This window comes from Pseudomonas sp. FSL R10-0399, from assembly GCF_009600165.1.
Classification (GTDB): Bacteria; Pseudomonadota; Gammaproteobacteria; order Pseudomonadales; family Pseudomonadaceae; genus Aquipseudomonas; species Aquipseudomonas helleri.
The window spans coordinates 1-18,404 of record NZ_WIWK01000115.1; the positions used below are offsets into that span (position 1 = coordinate 1).

Annotated in this window: 17 protein-coding genes; 5 read left to right on the plus strand and 12 right to left on the minus strand. The window is 60.8% G+C overall.

Going from position 1 to position 18,404, the window contains the following annotated elements; translation table 11 throughout:
• The 11 genes from GHO41_RS24110 to GHO41_RS24155 all read right to left on the minus strand — a co-directional run.
• A partial coding sequence (locus GHO41_RS24110) for an ABC transporter ATP-binding protein (protein WP_153434835.1) occupies positions 1-1,297 on the minus strand: 1,297 nt, incomplete at its 3' end.
• A complete protein-coding gene (locus GHO41_RS24115; RefSeq protein ID WP_153434836.1) occupies positions 1,294-2,157 on the minus strand; it encodes an ABC transporter permease in 864 nt (287 codons plus the stop codon). The genes GHO41_RS24110 and GHO41_RS24115, both read right to left, overlap by 4 nt.
• The gene (locus GHO41_RS24120; protein WP_048368923.1) at positions 2,154-3,134 is read right to left on the minus strand and encodes an ABC transporter permease; all 981 of its coding nucleotides are present in this window, start codon (positions 3,132-3,134) and stop codon (positions 2,154-2,156) included. Before GHO41_RS24120 ends, GHO41_RS24115 begins: the two co-directional genes overlap by 4 nt.
• Before the next feature lie 13 nt (positions 3,135-3,147).
• Positions 3,148-4,800, minus strand: coding sequence for an ABC transporter substrate-binding protein (locus GHO41_RS24125; protein WP_153434837.1), 1,653 nt, complete (start codon positions 4,798-4,800; stop codon positions 3,148-3,150).
• 233 nt (positions 4,801-5,033) lie between these two features.
• The gene (locus GHO41_RS24130) at positions 5,034-6,428 is read right to left on the minus strand and encodes an LLM class flavin-dependent oxidoreductase (protein WP_153434838.1); all 1,395 of its coding nucleotides are present in this window, start codon (positions 6,426-6,428) and stop codon (positions 5,034-5,036) included.
• A gap of 11 nt (positions 6,429-6,439) precedes the next feature.
• The gene (locus GHO41_RS24135) at positions 6,440-7,495 is read right to left on the minus strand and encodes an NADP(H)-dependent aldo-keto reductase (protein WP_153434839.1); all 1,056 of its coding nucleotides are present in this window, start codon (positions 7,493-7,495) and stop codon (positions 6,440-6,442) included.
• A 256-nt stretch (positions 7,496-7,751) separates the two neighbouring features.
• Positions 7,752-7,883 carry a hypothetical protein gene (locus GHO41_RS30455; RefSeq protein ID WP_256678844.1) on the minus strand — a complete coding sequence of 44 codons (132 nt, stop codon included), beginning with the start codon at positions 7,881-7,883 and terminating at the stop codon, positions 7,752-7,754.
• A gap of 77 nt (positions 7,884-7,960) precedes the next feature.
• The gene (locus tag GHO41_RS24140) at positions 7,961-8,731 is read right to left on the minus strand and encodes a MetQ/NlpA family ABC transporter substrate-binding protein (RefSeq protein ID WP_153434840.1); all 771 of its coding nucleotides are present in this window, start codon (positions 8,729-8,731) and stop codon (positions 7,961-7,963) included.
• Positions 8,732-8,765: 34 nt separating this feature from the next.
• Positions 8,766-9,431 carry a methionine ABC transporter permease gene (locus GHO41_RS24145; protein WP_048368918.1) on the minus strand — a complete coding sequence of 222 codons (666 nt, stop codon included), beginning with the start codon at positions 9,429-9,431 and terminating at the stop codon, positions 8,766-8,768.
• Between the two features lie 2 nt (positions 9,432-9,433).
• Positions 9,434-10,657 (minus strand): SfnB family sulfur acquisition oxidoreductase, encoded by a 1,224-nt coding sequence (locus GHO41_RS24150; RefSeq protein WP_153434841.1) that lies wholly within the window; start codon positions 10,655-10,657, stop codon positions 9,434-9,436.
• Between the two features lie 256 nt (positions 10,658-10,913).
• Positions 10,914-12,119: an MFS transporter gene (locus GHO41_RS24155; RefSeq protein WP_153392774.1), complete on the minus strand. Its 1,206-nt coding sequence runs from the start codon at positions 12,117-12,119 to the stop codon at positions 10,914-10,916.
• A gap of 121 nt (positions 12,120-12,240) precedes the next feature.
• Here GHO41_RS24155 and GHO41_RS24160 point away from each other — a divergent pair, with 121 nt between their 5' ends.
• Positions 12,241-12,858 (plus strand): TetR/AcrR family transcriptional regulator, encoded by a 618-nt coding sequence (locus tag GHO41_RS24160; RefSeq protein WP_153392771.1) that lies wholly within the window; start codon positions 12,241-12,243, stop codon positions 12,856-12,858.
• A gap of 10 nt (positions 12,859-12,868) precedes the next feature.
• On the opposite strand, the gene GHO41_RS24165 is transcribed toward GHO41_RS24160, so the two are convergent.
• Positions 12,869-13,798 carry a LysR family transcriptional regulator gene (locus tag GHO41_RS24165; RefSeq protein WP_153434842.1) on the minus strand — a complete coding sequence of 310 codons (930 nt, stop codon included), beginning with the start codon at positions 13,796-13,798 and terminating at the stop codon, positions 12,869-12,871.
• Between the two features lie 125 nt (positions 13,799-13,923).
• Between GHO41_RS24165 and araD1 the strand changes: the two genes are divergently transcribed.
• The 4 genes from araD1 to GHO41_RS24185 all read left to right on the plus strand — a co-directional run.
• Entirely contained in the window at positions 13,924-14,922 is a 999-nt protein-coding gene (gene araD1 / locus GHO41_RS24170) for an AraD1 family protein (RefSeq protein ID WP_153434843.1), read from the plus strand.
• A 69-nt stretch (positions 14,923-14,991) separates the two neighbouring features.
• Positions 14,992-16,311, plus strand: coding sequence for an MFS transporter (locus GHO41_RS24175; protein ID WP_153434844.1), 1,320 nt, complete (start codon positions 14,992-14,994; stop codon positions 16,309-16,311).
• A 23-nt stretch (positions 16,312-16,334) separates the two neighbouring features.
• Positions 16,335-17,891 (plus strand): UxaA family hydrolase, encoded by a 1,557-nt coding sequence (locus tag GHO41_RS24180; RefSeq protein ID WP_153434845.1) that lies wholly within the window; start codon positions 16,335-16,337, stop codon positions 17,889-17,891.
• Between the two features lie 80 nt (positions 17,892-17,971).
• The coding region (locus GHO41_RS24185) for an aldehyde dehydrogenase family protein (protein ID WP_153434846.1) at positions 17,972-18,404 on the plus strand (433 nt) is incomplete at its 3' end.

An 18,404-nucleotide genomic window follows, 5' to 3' on the forward strand; every position in this document is an offset into this window, starting at 1 on the left:
GTTGCAAGGGACGGCGGCTCGCCAGTTCGGCCGACAAGCGCACTTGCTCGAGCAACTCGCGGATCCGTGCGGGCTGCTGCGAAGCTGCTACACCGGCCACATCCAGCGCGTCGGCGAGGATCTGGCCGATGCTCCAGCGCGGGTCGAACGAACTCAGCGGGTCTTGATAAATCACGCTGATGTCACGTCGATGCACACGCCGGTCTTTTTCCGCCATCCGATCTGCGCCCGCCCCCGCCCAGGCATGGCCCAGAAACTGCACCTGACCCGCATCCGGCTCCAGCAACCCCAACACAATGCGCGCCACGGTGGTCTTGCCCGAACCGGACTCGCCGACAATGCCCAGCGTACGCCCGGCGCGCAGTTCAAAGTTGACGTCGTCGACCACTTGGCGAGATTGCTGGTCGGGGCCGATGTAGCGTTTACCCAAACCGCTGGCCTTGAGCAGCACCGGCGAGTCAGCGCCCGGCCGAGGTTGAACAAGCTGCCCGCTGTTGTGCGACGACAGCCGCGTGCCCCGCGCATGTTCGGCCGGCACCGCATCCAGCAACGCCTGGGTGTAAGGGTGGCTCGGTGTGCGCAAAACCTGCTGCATCGGACCCTGCTCAACCACCACGCCGTGGCGCAGCACCAGCACCTCATCGGCCAAATGCGCCACCACCGCCAAGTCATGGCTGATGATCAGCAACGAATCACCGCGAGCCTTGATTTCTTGCAGCACTTGCAGAATCTGCGCCTGCACCGTGGCATCCAGTGCGGTGGTCGGTTCATCGGCGATGACCAGCCCCGGGCTCAGCGCCAACGCACTGGCGATCAACGCACGCTGGCGCAGGCCACCGGACAATTGATCGGGCCGCTGGCGGGCACGCAATTCGGGCTCGGGCACGCCGACTTTGTCCAGCAGCTCGATAACCCGCTCAGCGCGGCTGCGCCGGTCGCCCCATTGGTGGGTCGTGAGCACTTCCAGAATCTCTTTGCCCACCGGGCGCAGCGGGTCGAGCGAGACCAGCGCGTCTTGCAGCACAAAGCCAATGCCTTTGCCGCGCAACCCGCGCCAGCCACGCTCGGACAACCCGAGCAAATCCTGCCCGCCATAACTCAGGGTGCGCGCCGTCACTCTCGCCCCGGCACCGGCCAGACCAATCAAGCTGCGCGCCGTCACACTTTTACCAGAGCCGGACTCACCCACCAGCGCCAGGGTCTTGCCCGGCGCCAGGGTAAACGACACATCGCGCACCACAGTCTGGCCGCCAAACTCAATGGACAGGCCCTCAACGATCAAGTGTTTATCGCTCATGACAGACGCCCCTCCAGACGTTGTTGCAGATAACGGCCCGCGACCGTGGTCGACAGCGTGGTAAGGACGATGAACACACCCGGGAAGAAGGTCAGCCACCAGGCGTTGGCGACAAAGTCACGGCCCATGGACAGCATGGTCCCCCACTCCGGCGCAGGCGGCTTGGCGCCCAGCCCCAGAAAGCTCAGGGCCGAAGCCCAGACAATTGCCTGACCAATCCCCATGGTCAGGGTCACGATCAGCGGGCGCATGGCATTGGGTAATAACTGGCGCAGGATGATCCGCCGCGTCGGGTGCCCCAAAGCAACCGCCGCTTCGATGTAACCGGCATTACGCACCGCCAGCACCTGACCGCGCACCATCCGGGCGTAGCCCGGCGCTGCGCCCAGCCCGGTGGCAACAATCAACGGCCCGATGCCGCTGCCGAACACCGCCACAAACAGCAGCGCCAACACCAGACTCGGGAACGCGAACAGTATTTCCAGCAGCCAGCCAACCCCACGGTCAAGTCGTGCACCGCCAAGCCCGCCGAGCAACCCCAGGGCAATCGCAATGCTCATGGCCAGCACGGTGGCCGCCAGACCAATCAACAGCGACTGGCGGGTGCCGTAAATCACCCGCGAAAAAATATCCCGGCCGGACTGATCCGTGCCGAACCAATGCGCCCATCCCGGCGGATGAAACGCATCGTGCGGCACAATCGCCAGCGGGTCGGCATGGGTAAAGAGTTGCGGCAGCAGCGCGGCAACGATCAAAAACGCCAGAAAAATCAGCGCCAGCAAAGGCCCCAGCGGCACCTGGCGTGCCCTGCGTTGCATCCGCACACCCGGCAACTGCGTTTCGAGAGTCAGTGTGCTCATGCTGTTTTCCCCTGTTGACGAGGGTCGACCCACAGGTGCAACAGGTCGACCAGAATGTTGGCCAGCACATACACCGCCGCAACGGTCAGGCTGATACCGATGGTCAGCGGCAGGTCCTGCGCCTGCACCGCCTGATACAACTGGCGGCCCAGGCCCTTGCGCGAAAAGATCACTTCAACCACCACCGCGCCGCTGATCAAGGCGCCGATGGCCCAGCCCGACAACGAAATACCGGGCAACACCGCATGGCGCAGCGCATGTTTGAAGCGCACGGCGGTTTCGCTCAAACCACGGGTCCGCGCCGTCAGCACAAAGGGTTGCTCCAGGGTCAGCTCCAGTGATTCTCGGGTGACCTGCGCAATAAACCCGGCCAGCGGAACCGCCAGCGCCACAGACGGCAACACCAGGGTTCGCCAGCCATCGCTACCAGCAGGCGGGAACCAGCGCAGGCCGAAGGCAAACACCGCCAGCAGCACCAGGCCTAGCCAAAAATGCGGCACGGCGGCCGAAACTGTTTCAGCAAACGAAGCCACCTTGGCCACCCAACGCTGGCGCCCGGCGGTCAACACGGTAAGCAACAGCACCAGCAGCCAGGCCAGGACCAATGAGGTAAACGTCAGTTGCAGGGTCGCCCACGACTGCTCGGCCAGCACGCGGGTTACCGGCAAATGCTGCGAGTAGGACACCCCCAGATCGCCCTGAACCAGACGCCCCAGGTACAGCGCGTATTGCACCGCCAAGGGCTTGTCCAGGCCGTACTCGCGGGTGGCTTCGGCAATGGTTTCGGGCGACGGGTTGCCACTCGGGCCGCCGAGGATGGCCAGCACCGGGTCGCCCGGCATCAGCCGCAGGGCAAAGAAGGTCAGGGTCGCCACCGCCCACAGCACCAGCAGTCCGCCCGCCACACGCCAGACGGCGCGTCGCCCCACCTGCAGCCAGCGCTCGCGCTGCGGATTTACAGTCTCGATTCGGCTCATTGGTTCACCCTTTTCATTTATTGACCCAGGCGTCATACAAATACGTCACCGCCAAAGACGGCTCCAGGCGCACGCCCTGGGTGGTCTTGTAGATGCCCAGGCGTGAGCTTTGCGGGTACGTGGTCAGTTGCAGGTATTGGCTGGAGGCAATCTGCTGCGCCTTGTAATACAGCGCCTTGCGCTGCTCAGGGTCTTGCGTGGTCAAGGCTTGCTGGATCAACCCGTCAAACGCCGTATCGCTGAAACCGGCGGTGTTCTGGTGATAACCGCCGACACCCGCCGGGCGAATAAACTCCGAGCCAAAAATGATCCGCAGCACGTCGGGGGTATTGGTGTTCCAGTAACCGATGCGAATGTCGTAGTCCCAGTCCGCTTGGCGCTGAGTGGCCTGCACATCACTCATCTGGTCGATGATCAGTTGAAACCCGACCGCCCGTGTGGTCGCTTGTACTTGCTCCCACAGGGTGTATTCCGAGGGCGGCGTGCGGTTGCCCATCACCACATGCGCCTGCAAGCGTTTGCCGTCACGGGTGCGATAGCCTTCGCTGTCACGTCCGGTCCAGCCGGCTTCATCAAGTAATTGCGCTGCGCGGGCCGGGTCGTAGTCCTGGGCGTGTTCGAAGTCCGGGCTGTAAAAACGGGTCGCCGAACTCAGCGGGCCACCGGCACGGGGGAACTCGCTGAAATACACACTTTTGAGCGCGCCCTCGACATCCGAACTGCGCACAAAAGCTTCGCGCACCTTGAGGTCATTAAACGGCGCACGGGTGATATTCAGCGTGCCGTTTGTGGGGTTACCCGGCCGCAAGGCCACCAATACCGTAAGGTCCGGGTTGCGTCGGGCGGCCTCATGGGATTCGGGCGGCAGCGTCTCGATCACATCAACCTCCCCGGCTTGCAGCGAGGCGAAGCGCACGGACGGCTCCTGAATGAACTTCCAGACGATGCGCTCCAGCCACGCCGGGCCTTGATGCCTGGCAGTGGGTGGCGCCCAGTTGTAATCCGGGTTGCGCACCAGCTCGACCTGGCTTTGCCGGTCCCAGCGGACGATCTTGAATGGGCCGCTGCCCACCGGGCTTTCGCAGTTTTCATCGCGGGAACGAAGCAGCGCGGTGGGCGACTCTATGCCCAGAAAACCCTGGGCCAGGACCTCCAGAAACGCCGCGTACGGGGTGGCCAGGTGCACCACCGCCGTATGGTCATCGAGCACATCGGTGTTGCGGTATTGGCGGATATAACCGCCAGCCGTACTCGATTGGGTTTTCGGGTTGGCCATGTGATCGAGGTTGGCCTTGACTGCTGCCGCGTTAAACGGCGTACCGTCGGTGAAGTGCACGTCATCGCGTAAATGGAAGGTGTACGTCAGGCCATCGGCCGAGACCTCCCAACTTTTCGCCAGCCACGGCCCGATCTGGCCTTGGTCATCCATCGACACCAGCGAGTCAAGGTACTGCTGGCCGATAAACACCTGCGGCATGTCACCCGCCACATGCGGATCGAGGCACGTGGGTTCGCGGTCGGTGGCATAAATCAACGTCCCGCCGCTGACCGGTTTGTCACTGCGCGCAACGGCCGAGGTTTCCTGCCCGCAGCCGACCAGTACCGAGCACAGGGTTGCGATGCCGAGCAACGGAAAGTTTCGAATAAAGGGGGAAATATTGCGCATGGGGCCTGCTGCCTTAAGTCCGGGACTTAGGCTATTGCACAAGCCATGCCGGGTTTTTCGTCCAGCAAACAGGCGCAGATCGGCGTCAGGAGGGAGTCAAAAGCAACAGTCTGTGCAGCGACTGTTGGTGAGCCAACAGTTGGCTAAAAACCCACTGTAGGAGCGAGCTCGTCTCGCGATCTTTTGATCTTTAAAAAGATCGCGAGACGAGCTCGCTCCTACAGGTGATGTGTTCAGAAACGTAATGGCGTGGCCGGCTGTTGCAACAGCGCCGGGTCGCGATAGCGGGCGCCGAAATGGTCATTCGGCAAACGCGCCTGCCCCGCACCAAACAGGCGTTCGCGCAGGGTTTCGCCTTCGTTGTAGCGTTCACGAAAACGTCCACGACGGCGCAGTTCCGGGATCACCAGCTCAATAAAATCCCGGGCCGTTTCAAACGACAGGTACTGGCGCAAATTGATCCCGTCAATGCCGTCGACATCCAGCCACTTCTCGATTTCATCCGCCACCACGGTCGGCGTACCTGCCACAAAGAAACGCTCACGGTTAAACCCCGAGAACTGCGACAACACGGTGCCGATGGTCCATTCGGGCTTGTAGCGCTGCAGGCTCTCCCAGCCGTCGACTTTCAGCTCGATCAAATCACTGATCAGCGCATCGCCGGGGTAAGCGGTCAAATCAATCGCTGACTGATGATGGGCCAGCGACGCCTCAACGCTCATCAGCTTGCGATAGCTGTCGAGCTTGCGGCTGACTTCTTCGTCAGTACGGCCCACGATCACCCCGGCCATGACGATAAATTTCAGCCCCGCCGGGTCACGCTCATGGGCGATGGCCTTGTTGCGCATGGCCTGAATATTCGCGCGCACGGCCGGGGTGTCGAGGCCGCCGGTAAACACCACTTCGGCATGCCGCCCGGCAAATTCGATACCGGCTGGCGAGCCGGTTGCCTGGAACAACACCGGCGTGCGCTGGCGCGACGGCTGGCACAAGTGCGGCCCGGCCACGCTGAAGTGCTCACCCACGTGGTTGATGTAACGGACCTTGTGCGGGTCGGTGTACACCCGTTGTTCACGGTCGATAATCACCGCGTCATCGTCCCACGAGCCCTCCCACAGTTTGTAGAGTACATCCAGGTATTCATCGGCGATTTCATAGCGGTGGTCGTGCACGACCTCGGTGTCATGCCCGAAGTTACGCGCTGCATTGGGCAGGTACGAGGTCACGATGTTCCAGCCCACCCGGCCCTTGGTCAGGTGATCCAGGGTGCTCATGCGCCGGGCAAAAGCAAACGGCGGCTCGTACGTGGTTGAAAACGTCGCGCCAAAGCCGAGGTTTTTGGTCACGGCGGCCATGGCCGGAATCACCATCAACGGGTCGTTGCTAGGGATTTGCATGGCCTCGCGCAGGGCGGTTTCCGGGCCGTTGCGAAAACGGTCATAGGTGCCGATCACGTCGGCCAGAAACACCCCGTCAAAGGTGCCGTACTCCAGCAGTTGCGCCAGCTCGGTCCAGTAATCCAGGTCATTGAAACGGTGGCGGTTGTTCTCGGGATGCACCCACAGGCCGTGAACGATATGGCTCACGCAGTTCATTTCAAACAGGTTGACGTGCAGTTGCTTGGGCATCGCCCGTACTCCTATGGCGCAGGGTTGGGGACACGCTGATGGACGGCCTCGATGCGCGCCAGAATCTCCGGGCTGAGGCTCACGTTGATCGCGCTGAGGTTGTCGCGCAATTGCACGAGGCTGGTTTGCCCGGTCAGCGCGCTGGCCACAAACGGTTTGTTGATGACATAAGCCAAGGCCAATTGCGCCGGGGTCAGGTCGTGCTCGCGGGCGATGTCCACATAGCCTGCGATGGCTTCTTGGGCCAGCGGGCTGTCGTAGCGATTGAACGTGCGGTACACCGAGGTCAGACGCGAACCTTCAGGGCGGGCGCCACCGAGGTACTTGCCGGTCAAGGTGCCAAACGCCAGCGGCGAATACGCCAACAGGCCAACGCCTTCGCGATGGGTGAACTCTGCCAGGCCGCCCTCGTACAGGCGATTCAGCAAGCTGTAGGGGTTTTGGATGCTGACAATTTTCGGCAAGCCCAGGCGCTCGCTCTGCTTGAGGAACTCGGCCACGCCCCACGCCGTTTCGTTGGAGACGCCGATGTGGCGGATCTTGCCCGCCTTGACCTGATCGGCCAGCACCGAGAGGGTTTCTTCGATGGCTACGCTTTGCGTGTCTTCGGCATACGGGTATTCACGCAGGCCAAAAAAGTTGGTCGGGCGGTCGGGCCAGTGCAGTTGATAGAGATCGAGGTAGTCGGTTTGCAGGCGCTTGAGGCTACCGTCCAGGGCTTCGACGATGTTGCGCCGGTCATGCCGGGTCAGGCCATCGCGAATATGCAATTGGCCACCGGGCTCGCGGGCCGGACCGGCAATTTTGCTCGCCAGCACGATGTCGGCGCGACGCGCGCTGTTGGCGCCCAGCCAGTTGCCGATATAGCGTTCGGTGGTACGCCAGGTGTCGCCGCGGGTGGGCGTGGGGTACATCTCGGCGGTGTCGATCAGGTTGACGCCTTCAGCCAGCGCCAGTTCGATTTGCTGATGAGCGTCGCTTTCGGTGTTTTGGTGGCCCCAGGTCATGGTGCCCAGGCCCAGAACGCTGACGTTAATGCCGCTGTTACCCAGTTGACGGTAGTGCATGAGAGGTCCTTTTAGCTGGCAATCAATACAAACACCTTGAGTGTTTATGACTGCCAGGAACCTATGCACCTAACATGCCACGCCCCCAACCTCAGCCATAACAGCGGATAAGCCCTGCGGGTCAGGCAACGTGTTGTTGAACCGTGTGCAATGTGCTCATGAAGTGTTGGGCAACCAACATGTTGATAAGAGCCCCCTCACCCCAGCCCTCTCCCGAAGAAGAGGGAGCCGATTTGGGGATGCGCCAGCCCAGTATTTATGGCGACTCTACTGTGCCGCCCTGGCAGCCGCGCTGATTGGGATTGTCGGTGCAGCCTTGCTGATAACTGAAGTATTGGCAGCCCGCACATAGAACAACAAGGCTCAACAGCATCCATCGCAATGTCATACGTTCTCCTGGGTCAGCGGGTTATTCATCTTCAATAGCCTAGCTGACATAAGAGAACACAGACGTTTAATACCGATTTAAAAGCCTGGCACGATCTGGCCTTTGTAACGGGTCAGGATAAATTGACGCACGGCATCAGAGTGCAAAGCCTTGGCCAGCTTCTGAATACGCGGGTCATTGATGTTGTCCGGGCGCGCCACCAGGTACTCGACGTACAAGTCCTTGCCCTTCTCGACAATCAACGCGCTGTTGGTGTCGATCCCCGCTTCCAGCGCGTAGTTGGCAAACACAAATGCCAGGTCCACCTGGCTCACGGATCGGGCCAGCATCGCGCCTTCCAGTTCACGGATTTTCAAGTGCTTGGGGTTAGTCACGATGTCGCGGGTGGTCGACTGCGGGTCGCCAGGGTTTTTAAGCGTGATCAGCTTGGCCTCTTCCAGCAGCACCAGAGCACGACCGGCGTTGACCGGGTCATTGGGAATAGCCACTGAAGCACCGTCCTGCAACTCGGCGATGTTTTTAATTTTGGTCGAGTACGCGCCAAACGGCTCGATATGCACGCCCACTACCGGGACCAGATCCGTGTGGCGTTCCTTGTTGTACTCATCCAGAAACGGCCGGTATTGGTAGTAGTTGGCGTCGATGTTTTTAAGCGCGAGTTGCTGGTTGGGCTGGATAAAGTCGTTGAACACTTTGATCTGCAGATCAACGCCTTCCTTGGCCAGCTCAGGCTTAACAAACTCAAGAATTTCGGCATGGGGCACCGGCGTGGCACCGACCACCAACTTTTCATTGGCCTGAGCGCTAAAGGCGGCTATCACGGCCACCAGAGCAAGAAGCTTTTTCATTGCACAAACTCCGAACAATCAAAAATGAGCCGTCTCAGCGACGGCTGTAATGGGACACCAGACGGTCACCGGTCATTTGCAGCCCTTGTACCAACAGGACCAGCAAGGCCACGGTTACCACCATGACGTCAGTCTGAAAACGCTGATAACCAAAGCGGATTGCCAAGTCACCCAAGCCCCCGCCACCGATCACTCCGGCCATCGCGGTGTAATCCACCAGCACGATTGCGGTCACCGTGACGGCTGCAATCAGCCCCGGCCGGGACTCTGGCAACAAGGTGTGCCAGATGATTTGCCAGGTCGTGGCGCCCATGGACTGGGTGGCCTCCACCAGGCCGCGATCAACTTCACGCAGCGCGGTTTCCACCAACCGTGCAAAGAACGGCGTGCAGCCCACCACCAATGGCGGAATGGCACCCGCCACGCCCAGCGAGGTGCCGGTGATCAAGGTGGTCACCGGGATCAGCACAATCAGCAAAATGATGAAGGGCAGCGACCGCAGGACATTCACCACCATCGACAGCACGCGGTAGATGCCGGGTTTGGCGTGCAATTGCTGCTTGCCGGTGAGGTACAGCAACACCCCCAGCGGTAGCCCCAGCAACACGGTAAAACCCAGGGCCATGCCGAGCATGCTCAGGGTGTCGAGGCAGGCCTGACCGATTTCCGGCCAGTTAATATTGCTCAGCAGCGCGTCCATCGTTATGACCAGTCATGACGCGGCGGATTGACCCCGTTCAGCAGCCAGTTGCCGACCACGTGGTATTTCCAGCGCACCGGGTCATGCAGGGTGTGCACGCGGGCGTTGCGCCAGTGGCGATCATGGTTGTGACGCGCCAGCGAGGAGCGCGTACCGCCCAATTCGAACAGACGGTTGCTGGCTTCCAGGGCGATTTCAGTGGTCAGCACCTTGGCTTTGGCCACTGCTACCGAAGCGCGCGCCACGCCGGCTTCACCGGGGTTTTCACGCTCGCTATCGAGGACCCGACCGGCCCGCTCAAGCAAGGCTTCGGAGGCGTCCAGCTGGATGCTCAACTTGCCGATCTGGATGATGGTCAGCGGGTCCTCGCTGGCTTTATCCAGCCCCGAGTCGATCCATGGGCGAGCGTGATCACGCACAAAACTCAGGGTGTCGCGCAAGGCGGCGCGGGCAATGCCGGCATCAATCGCGGCGGTGGTGATTTGCGCAATCGGTCCGGCCAGGGTCGGGTTTTCATAAGACTGGTACGTCTTGAACACGTTAAAGGCCGGCACCCGCAGGTTTTCTGCCAGCACCGTGCCTCTGGCGGTGTTGCGCTGGCCAATGCTCGACCAGTCATCCACCACGATCAGGCCGGGCGTGCGCCGCGGCACAAACGCCAAGTGCGCTTTATCGTCGGCATTCAGCGCCAGCACCCCCAGCCAATGGGCGTACAACGAGCCAGTGCAGTAGCCTTTACGGCCATTGATCACCACCTCATCGCCTTCGCTGACAAAGCGCGTCTGGATGTCTTGCACAGTCTTGCCGCCGGTTTCAGAAATGGCATTGGCAAAGCGGTTGCCCTTGAGCGCCAGCCCCAGAAACCAGGCCTTCTGCTCTTCTGTGCCTTGCAGACGAATGTCTTCGAGCAGGCAGTAATGGTTCTGCGGGATCTGCCCGAGGGAAGCGTCGGCCGCCGAAATGATGGCGATCACCTCGGCCAGCGTGGCGAACGACACCTCAGCACCGCCGTACTCCTTGGGCACGGTAATGCCCCACAGGCCGCTGTTGGAGAACACATCCACCACCTCAGCAGGCACTTCGCGCTGACGGTCGCGCTCGGCATCACCTTCGAGTAAAAACGCGGCGACCTTGTGGGCGACTTCAATGGCTTCTGCGTCCGAGCGGATGACATGGGCATCGGGAACAGACAGTGGGTAATGGGCGTCGGCTGGGGTGTTCGACATGGGGTTCTCACTCTTTACTCGTGTTTAATCGCCAACAGATGCGATCGTTATTCACAACAGAGCAGAATCCATGCCAGATAATTTATTGTTTAAATTCAGTAAGTTATTGTTTGTTCGAAGCGTAAATAGTTGGCCTGGCAACAGTCTGTAGAACAACTGTTGCCAGGCCAACACTGCCCGCGCAAACCCAGGGTCACAGCCTTCGTGCCTCGGCAGTTCCTACAGGGTTGGCGCTACGCAGGCGAGCTTGTGAACATCAATGACCGACGACAGCAGCCCCGGCCTGGCGCTGCCCCGTGGGGAAACCGTGCTGGCGAGCGTTGAACACGATCAACAACCCTGCCAGCAACAACACCAGTAACGCCCAGGGCAACGCACTCACACCGACTTGATCGAGCAACACGCCACCCGTTAGCGCTCCGCCAGCGATGGCACTGTTCCAGACCACCACGTTCATCGACAACGCCACATCGGCGCCCTCACCTGCCGCGTCTGCCAGTGCCGTCTGCAGCAAGGTTGCCGCACCACCAAAGGACAGGCCCCAGATGAAAATACCGACGTACACCACCGGCGCAGACTGGAAGAACACACCAAACAACAGGGCAATCGCGGTAAACGCAGCAAGGCTGACCAGCACCACCCTGCGTAAATGGCTGTCGACCAGCCGACTGGTCAGCCAGATGCTCAACAGCGCCGCAAGGCCAAATACCAGCAACACAAGATCCACCTGATCGGCCAGACCCGCTGGCGTCACAAACGGGGCGATGTAGGTGTAGAGCATGTTGTGCGCGAGCATCCAGGTCATCACCACCGCAAGCACGGAGCGCACCCCGGGTGTCAGCAGTACCTGGCGCAAGCCGATGCGCCGGGCGCTGGCCTGCCCCGGATAATCCGGCACTTTGGCCAGCACCCAGACAATCAGCACCACAGTCAGTATGGACATCAGGCCGAAGGCGCTGCGCCAGCCCATCAGCGCCCCCAGCCAGGTGCCCAGTGGCACACCCAGTGACAGTGCGATTGGCGTACCGACCATCGCCACCGCCATGGCGCGGCCCTGCAAGTGCGGCACAACCATACGTCGTGCGTACCCCGCCAACAGGCTCCAGGCCAGACCGGCCGAAGCACCCGCGCAAAAGCGCGCCACCAGGGTCACGCCATAGTGTGACGACCACGCGGTGATCGAGTTGAACAGCAGAAAACCCACAATGGTCAGCAGCAAGACATTGCGCCGCCGCCAGCCCTGTGTGGCGATGGTCAAGGGAATCGCCGCCAGCAACGAGCCCAGTGCGTAGACCGTGACCATCTGCCCGGCCATTGCCGAGGAGATCTCAAGGCCGCTGCTGATTTGGGTCAGCAAACCCGCCGGCAACGTCTCGGTGACAATGCAGATAAACCCGGTCATGGCCAGCGCCAGCAGCGCGCCCATGGGTAATCGCTCAGTAGTGTCGCGCTCTTCAACCATCGCCTGTTCCAACCTGTCTTAGTTATGTATCGATAAGTACAGATGTTGGCGATGCAAAAGCGATTGGTCAACGACTTTTGTATCGACTAGTATTTATGTCTTGTGAAAAAGGAGACCGACAATGGCCCAGATGGGACGCCCACGTACGTTTGACCGTGACGCGGCAATCACTCAAGCCATGCACCTGTTTTGGCAGCACGGTTACGACTCCACCTCGCTGAGCCAGCTCAAGGCGAGCATCGGCCCAGGCATTTCGGCGCCGAGTTTTTATGCCGCCTTTGGCTCCAAGGAGGCCTTGTTCAAAGAGGTCATGGAACGTTATCTGAACTCCCATGGCCGCGTGACCGAGAGCCTACAAGACCCCGGGATTGCCCCGCGTGAAGCCATCGAACTGGCGTTGAGCCGCTCAGCCCGCATGCAATGCGAACCGGGGCACCCACGTGGCTGCCTGGTAACACTGGGGCTGATGAGTGCCTGCTCGGCTGAAACCCTGGAGATCTGCGCGCCACTGGCCCAGGCCCGCGCGCGTAACCGGGCAGGGTTTATTGCCTGCATCGAGCGCGGCGTCGCCTCGGGCGAACTGTCCGCGCAGACCAACGTTGTCGCCTTGGCCACAGTGTTTGAAAGCTTTTTGCTGGGGCTGACTACGCTTGCCCGGGACGGCCTGGAGCACGCAGTACTGGACGCCGCTGTCACCCAGGTAATGAGCGCATGGGACGTGATGCGCGTGGCCGCGTAACGGCTTGCGCTCATGCCTGTTTTTGGCGGGTCAGCTCATCAATCAGCAGTTGCGTCGGGGCGGTTAATGCCACGCCTTTGCGGGTGACGATTTCGTACGGCTCGCTGCGTGATTTCAAGTCCAGCGCCAAGCGCATCAGCATGCCGTGGGTCACCGCCATTTGCGCAACGTCCACCGGCATTACGGCGACCAGTTGCGGGTCCTGCAAGAGCAATGACAGCGTGGTGAAGGTCGATGAGGTTTCAATCGGATACGCCGGAAAGTTAAGCCCCGCTTCCCTGAACTCCCGCTCAAGGGTCAGGCGCATGGGCATGTTGACCGGGAACACCACCCACGACGAATCTGCCAGTTCGCTCAACGCCAGCGACGTACGGCGGGCAAACCGGTGCGCAGTGTTAGCGACCACGATCAGCGGCTCCTGCTCGCGCAGGCGACTGTCATAAGCCGCCGGATGTTTGCTGACGCTGGTGCGACATATGGCCAGGTCCAGGCGCCCTTCGTCGAGTAATCCCAACAGCCGAGCGCTGGTGTCTTCGACGATTTCTACCGATAACTGCGGCTGTTTGGCGCGCAATTGCGCCAGGCACTCCACCAGCACCGGCACTGCGCCCATGATCACCCCCACCGACAGACGCCCGCCATGGCCTTGCAGAATGCCGAGCATTTCTTCGCGCAGGTGCGCCACATCGGTGTGTATCAAACGCGCGTAACGGATCACGCAACGCCCTAGATCATTGGGCGTCAGGCCTTTGGGCGTGCGTTCGAACAGGGTTGCGCCCAGCGTCGATTCAATTTCGTGCAGCGCCTTGGTCGCGCCGGGCTGGGTAATTGCCACAGACTCGGCGGGCTTGTGCAGCGAGCCGAATTCGTCCAGCGCAATCAACAACCGCAGTTGTTTGAGGCGCAGCCGGGAAATGATGGTGGTCAGGGATGGCAGCATGGGGATGACCATTGGTTATCGCTCAATCAGCATCTGTCATTAGGCAGCATCCCTGACAAAAATTAAAGTGAGCGCCAGAAGGGGTTAACGACCCGCCATAAAAATAATCTGCGAGAGTTCACTGTATGCGCTTGATCCAGTTTGAAACAGCTCAAGGCCAGCGCCACGTCGGGGTGATCGAGGGCGATGAGATCCGCGTGGTACTGGGCACCGAAACCACCCGCGAACTGGCTCTGGAGGCCATTCGTAAAGGCCACGGCCTGGTCGCTGAAGTGCTGGCCCGTGGCACCGAGGCAAGTCCTGTCAGTTATAGCCAGACACTGGAGCAAGGCCGCGTACTCCCGCCGCTGGACCATGCAGACCCGGCCCACTGCCTGATCAGCGGCACCGGCCTGACCCACTTGGGCAGCGCCTCGACACGCGACAAGATGCACCAGCAAAACGCAGCCGATCACAGCGCCATGACCGACACCGCACGTATTTTTCAGTGGGGCATAGAAGGTGGCCGCCCGGCATCCGGCACGGTGGGCGTGCAACCGGAGTGGTTCTACAAGGGTGACGGCTCGATCGTGGTTCGCCCCGGCAGTGCGTTCAGCAAACCGACCTTCGCTGAAGATGCCGGCGAAGAACCCGAGCTGACCGGCCTGTATGTAGTGGGCGACGATGGCAAGCCCTACCGCGTAGGCTTTGCGTTGGGCAATGAGTTTTCTGACCACGTCATGGAGCGCCGTAACTACCTGTACCTCGCGCACTCTAAATTGCGCAATTGCAGTTACGGCCCCGAGCTGCGTGTCGGCGAGCTGCCGCGTCACCTGACCGGCATGAGCCGCATCCTGCGCGGTAACGAGGTAGTCTGGGAAAAAGAGTTTCTCAGCGGTGAAGACAACATGTGCCACAGCCTGGAAAACCTTGAATACCACCACTTCAAGTACCCGCAGTTCCTGCGCCCTGGCGATGTGCACGTGCATTTCTTTGGCACCGCCACTCTATCGGTGGCCGACAACATTCACACCCAGGAAGGTGACCGCTTCGAAATCAGCATACCGGAGTTCGGCGCACCGCTGATCAACGGTATACAGGCAGGCACCGCTGAACTGCCAGCCGGGCATGTCGTAACGTTGTAGCAAGGCTTTGTGGGCTTGCCTGCAAGCCCACTCCCCGCTTGATAAAAAACATAAAAAAGCGAGACGAACATGAACAGCAAAATTGCACCGGCCGCCCCCAGCCAGGCCGCCGGGCTTGCAGACGCCTCACGACCTACCACGGTGCGCTGGCGCATATTTTTGATCCTGCTGCTGTTGTCGGCGATCAACTACATCGACCGCGCGTCACTGTCGGTGGCCTTGCCACTGATTTCCAGCGAATTTGAAATGACCCCGGCCCTGGAAGGCCTGATGCTCAGCGCGTTCTTTTGGTCCTATGCGCTGATGCAAATTCCTGGCGGCATGCTCCTGGACCGTTTTCAGGTGCGCAATATCGTCGGTGTGGCGACCGTGGGCTGGGGCTTCTTCCAGGCCATCGCAGGGGGCGCCCACAGCTGGATGACCTTGCTCGCCACCCGTATCGGTCTGGGCGTTGCCGAATCACCGATCATGCCCGCCGGGGCCAAGCTGAACGGTGCCTGGCTGACGCCCAATGAGCGGGGCCGCGGGGCAACCCTGGTGGATGGCGGCGCACCCTTGGGCACAGCCTTTGGCGCCATCATCATCGCGGGCCTGATTACCTGGTTCGACTCGTGGCGCATTGCGTTCGTGATCGCCGGTGTCGGCACCATGATCGTCGGTGTCTGGGCCTGGTGGTACATCCGTAATAACCCGGCCGAACACCCTAAAGTCAACGCAGCTGAACTGGCCTATATCACCAACGCCAATGCCGAGGCGGCGAAAACCAACGGCGAACGCAAAGCCATCCTCAAAGACTTGCTGAAAAGCCGTTCGGTATTGGCCATGTTCGCCGGGTACGCCTGCTACAACAGCGTGTTCTACGGTTTGCTGACCTGGATGCCGAGCTACCTGCACAAGGCGCATAACCTCGATATCAAGGCCATGGGCGGTGCAACGTTCCTGATCTTTATGTGCGGGTTTATCGGCGAGATCTTCGGCGGTTGGCTGGCGGACAAATGGAAGGACGCAGGCGGCGCACCGAACAAGGTGATGCGCACCATGTTCGGCGGTTCGGCGGCGATTGCTGCGCTGTGCATCCTGCTGGTGGCCTACACACCGGACGCTTTCACCGTGATTTCGCTGCTCTGCGTGGCCCTGTTTTTCATTCGCTGGTGCGGCATGTACTGGTGCTTGCCAGCCATTTTGGGCGGTAAATCCAAGGCGGGCGTACTGGGCGGCAGCATGAATTTCTGCGGCAACATGGTCGGTGTCATCGTACCGATCCTGATCGGCCTGATCGTGCAGTTCACCGATTCGTACTTCCTCGCGCTTATCTTCTTCGTGGTGATGGCTTTCGGTCTGATGCTGTTCTCATCCCTCATCGACTACCGCGAGCGCGGTCTGGCCTGAGACTTTCACTGAGGTAACTGTTGATGCAACTCATAACTAAAACAGGCAGTGAAAATGCTGCCAACGCCGTGATTCGACTCAACCCGCTGGACGATGTGCTGATTGCCCGCCAGCCCATTCCCAAAGGCCTGATCCTTGAGGCCGAAGGGCTGACAGCGCTGGACGCCATCCCTTCGGGCCACAAGATCGCAACCCGTGATCTGCCGGCCGGCCAGGCGCTGCGCCGTTATGGGCAGATCATTGGCTTCGCCAGCCAGCCAATCAAAGCCGGTAAACACGTGCATGTGCACAACCTGGCCATGGGGGATTTTTCGCGCGATTACGCTTTTGGTGTGGATGCGCGGGGGATTCATACGCCTAACCTGGACACCTTCATGGGCATCGTGCGCGCGGATGGCCGCGTCGCTACCCGTAACTACGTGGGCATCCTGACGTCGGTGAACTGCTCGGCGACGGTGGCCAAGGCCATCGCCGATCACTTTCGCCGCGACATCAACCCGCAGGCCCTGATCGACTATCCCAACGTGGATGGCGTGGTCGCCCTGACCCACAGTTTTGGGTGCGCAGTCGACCCCGGCGGCGAAGCCCTGGCCATGCTGCGCCGGACCTTGGGCGGCTATGCGATTCACCCCAACTTCGCCTCGGTGCTGATGATCGGTCTGGGTTGTGAAACCAACCAGATCGCGGATTTGCTAGAGGCCCAAGGCCTGGAAAAAGGTGAGTTCCTGCGCGCCTTTACCATTCAAGGCACGGGCGGCACGTCGAAAACCATTGCCAGCGGCATCGAGCAGGTTAAATCCCTGCTGGCCGAGGCCAATCGCGTCGAGCGTGAGCCGGTCAGTGCCAAACACTTGATCATCGGCTTGCAATGCGGCGGTTCCGATGGCTACTCGGGCATCACCGCCAACCCGGCGCTGGGCAATGCGGTAGATCGCCTGGTCGCAGCGGGCGGGACTGCAATCCTCTCCGAAACCCCGGAAATCTATGGCGCCGAGCACTTGCTCACACGCCGTGCGGTCAGCCGTGAAGTCGGTGAAAAGCTGATCAAGCGGATTCACTGGTGGGAAGACTACTGCAAGCGCATGAACGCCGAGCTGAACAACAACCCGTCGGCGGGCAACAAGGCCGGAGGCTTGACCACCATCCTCGAAAAATCCCTGGGCGCCGTGGCCAAGGCCGGCTCCAGTGACCTGGTCGATGTCTACGAATACGCTGAGACGGTGCGCGCCCACGGCCTGGTGTTTATGGACACGCCGGGCTACGACCCGATTTCGGCAACCGGCCAGGTGGCGGGCGGCGCCAACCTGATTGCGTTCACCACAGGGCGCGGTTCGGCCTATGGCTGCGCGCCCTCGCCGTCGATCAAGCTGGCGACCAACACCCGCCTGTGGGAGACCCAGGAAGAAGACATGGACGTGAACTGCGGTGGCATTGCCGACGCCAGCATGACCATCGAAGAGCGCGGCGAGTACATCTACCGCCTGATGTTGCGCATCGCCTCCGGTGAGCGCAGTAAAAGCGAGCAGCACGGTTACGGCCAAAACGAATTTGTGCCATGGCAGATCGGTGCAATTACCTAAGCCAGTGATGACACACCACACCTGTGGGAACCGGGCTTGCCCGCTCCCACGGGTTTCATTGTTTTTTCAAGGAGATGGACATGACCCAGATTACCGGCCAGAACTTTATTGGCGGCCAGCGCAGCGGCGCTGGCGCTGTTCATTTGCAAAGCCTGGATGCAACGACCGGTGAAGCCCTGCCGTATCAGTTTGTGCAGGCCACCGACGCCGAAGTAGACGCCGCCGCCAACGCAGCCAGTACAGCCTTCGCGGCATTCCGCAGTTTGCCCGCCAGCCGCCGTGCGGAATTTTTAGAAGCCATTGCCGAAGAAATCGACGCGCTGGGCGACGAGTTTGTGGCCGTCGTTTGCCGTGAAACCGCCCTGCCCGCCGGGCGTATTCAGGGTGAGCGCGGCCGCACCAGCGGGCAGATGCGTTTGTTTGCCCAAGTCCTGCGCCGTGGCGATTTTTATGGCGCGCGGATCGATCAAGCCCTGCCCGACCGCCAACCGCTGCCTCGCGCTGACCTGCGCA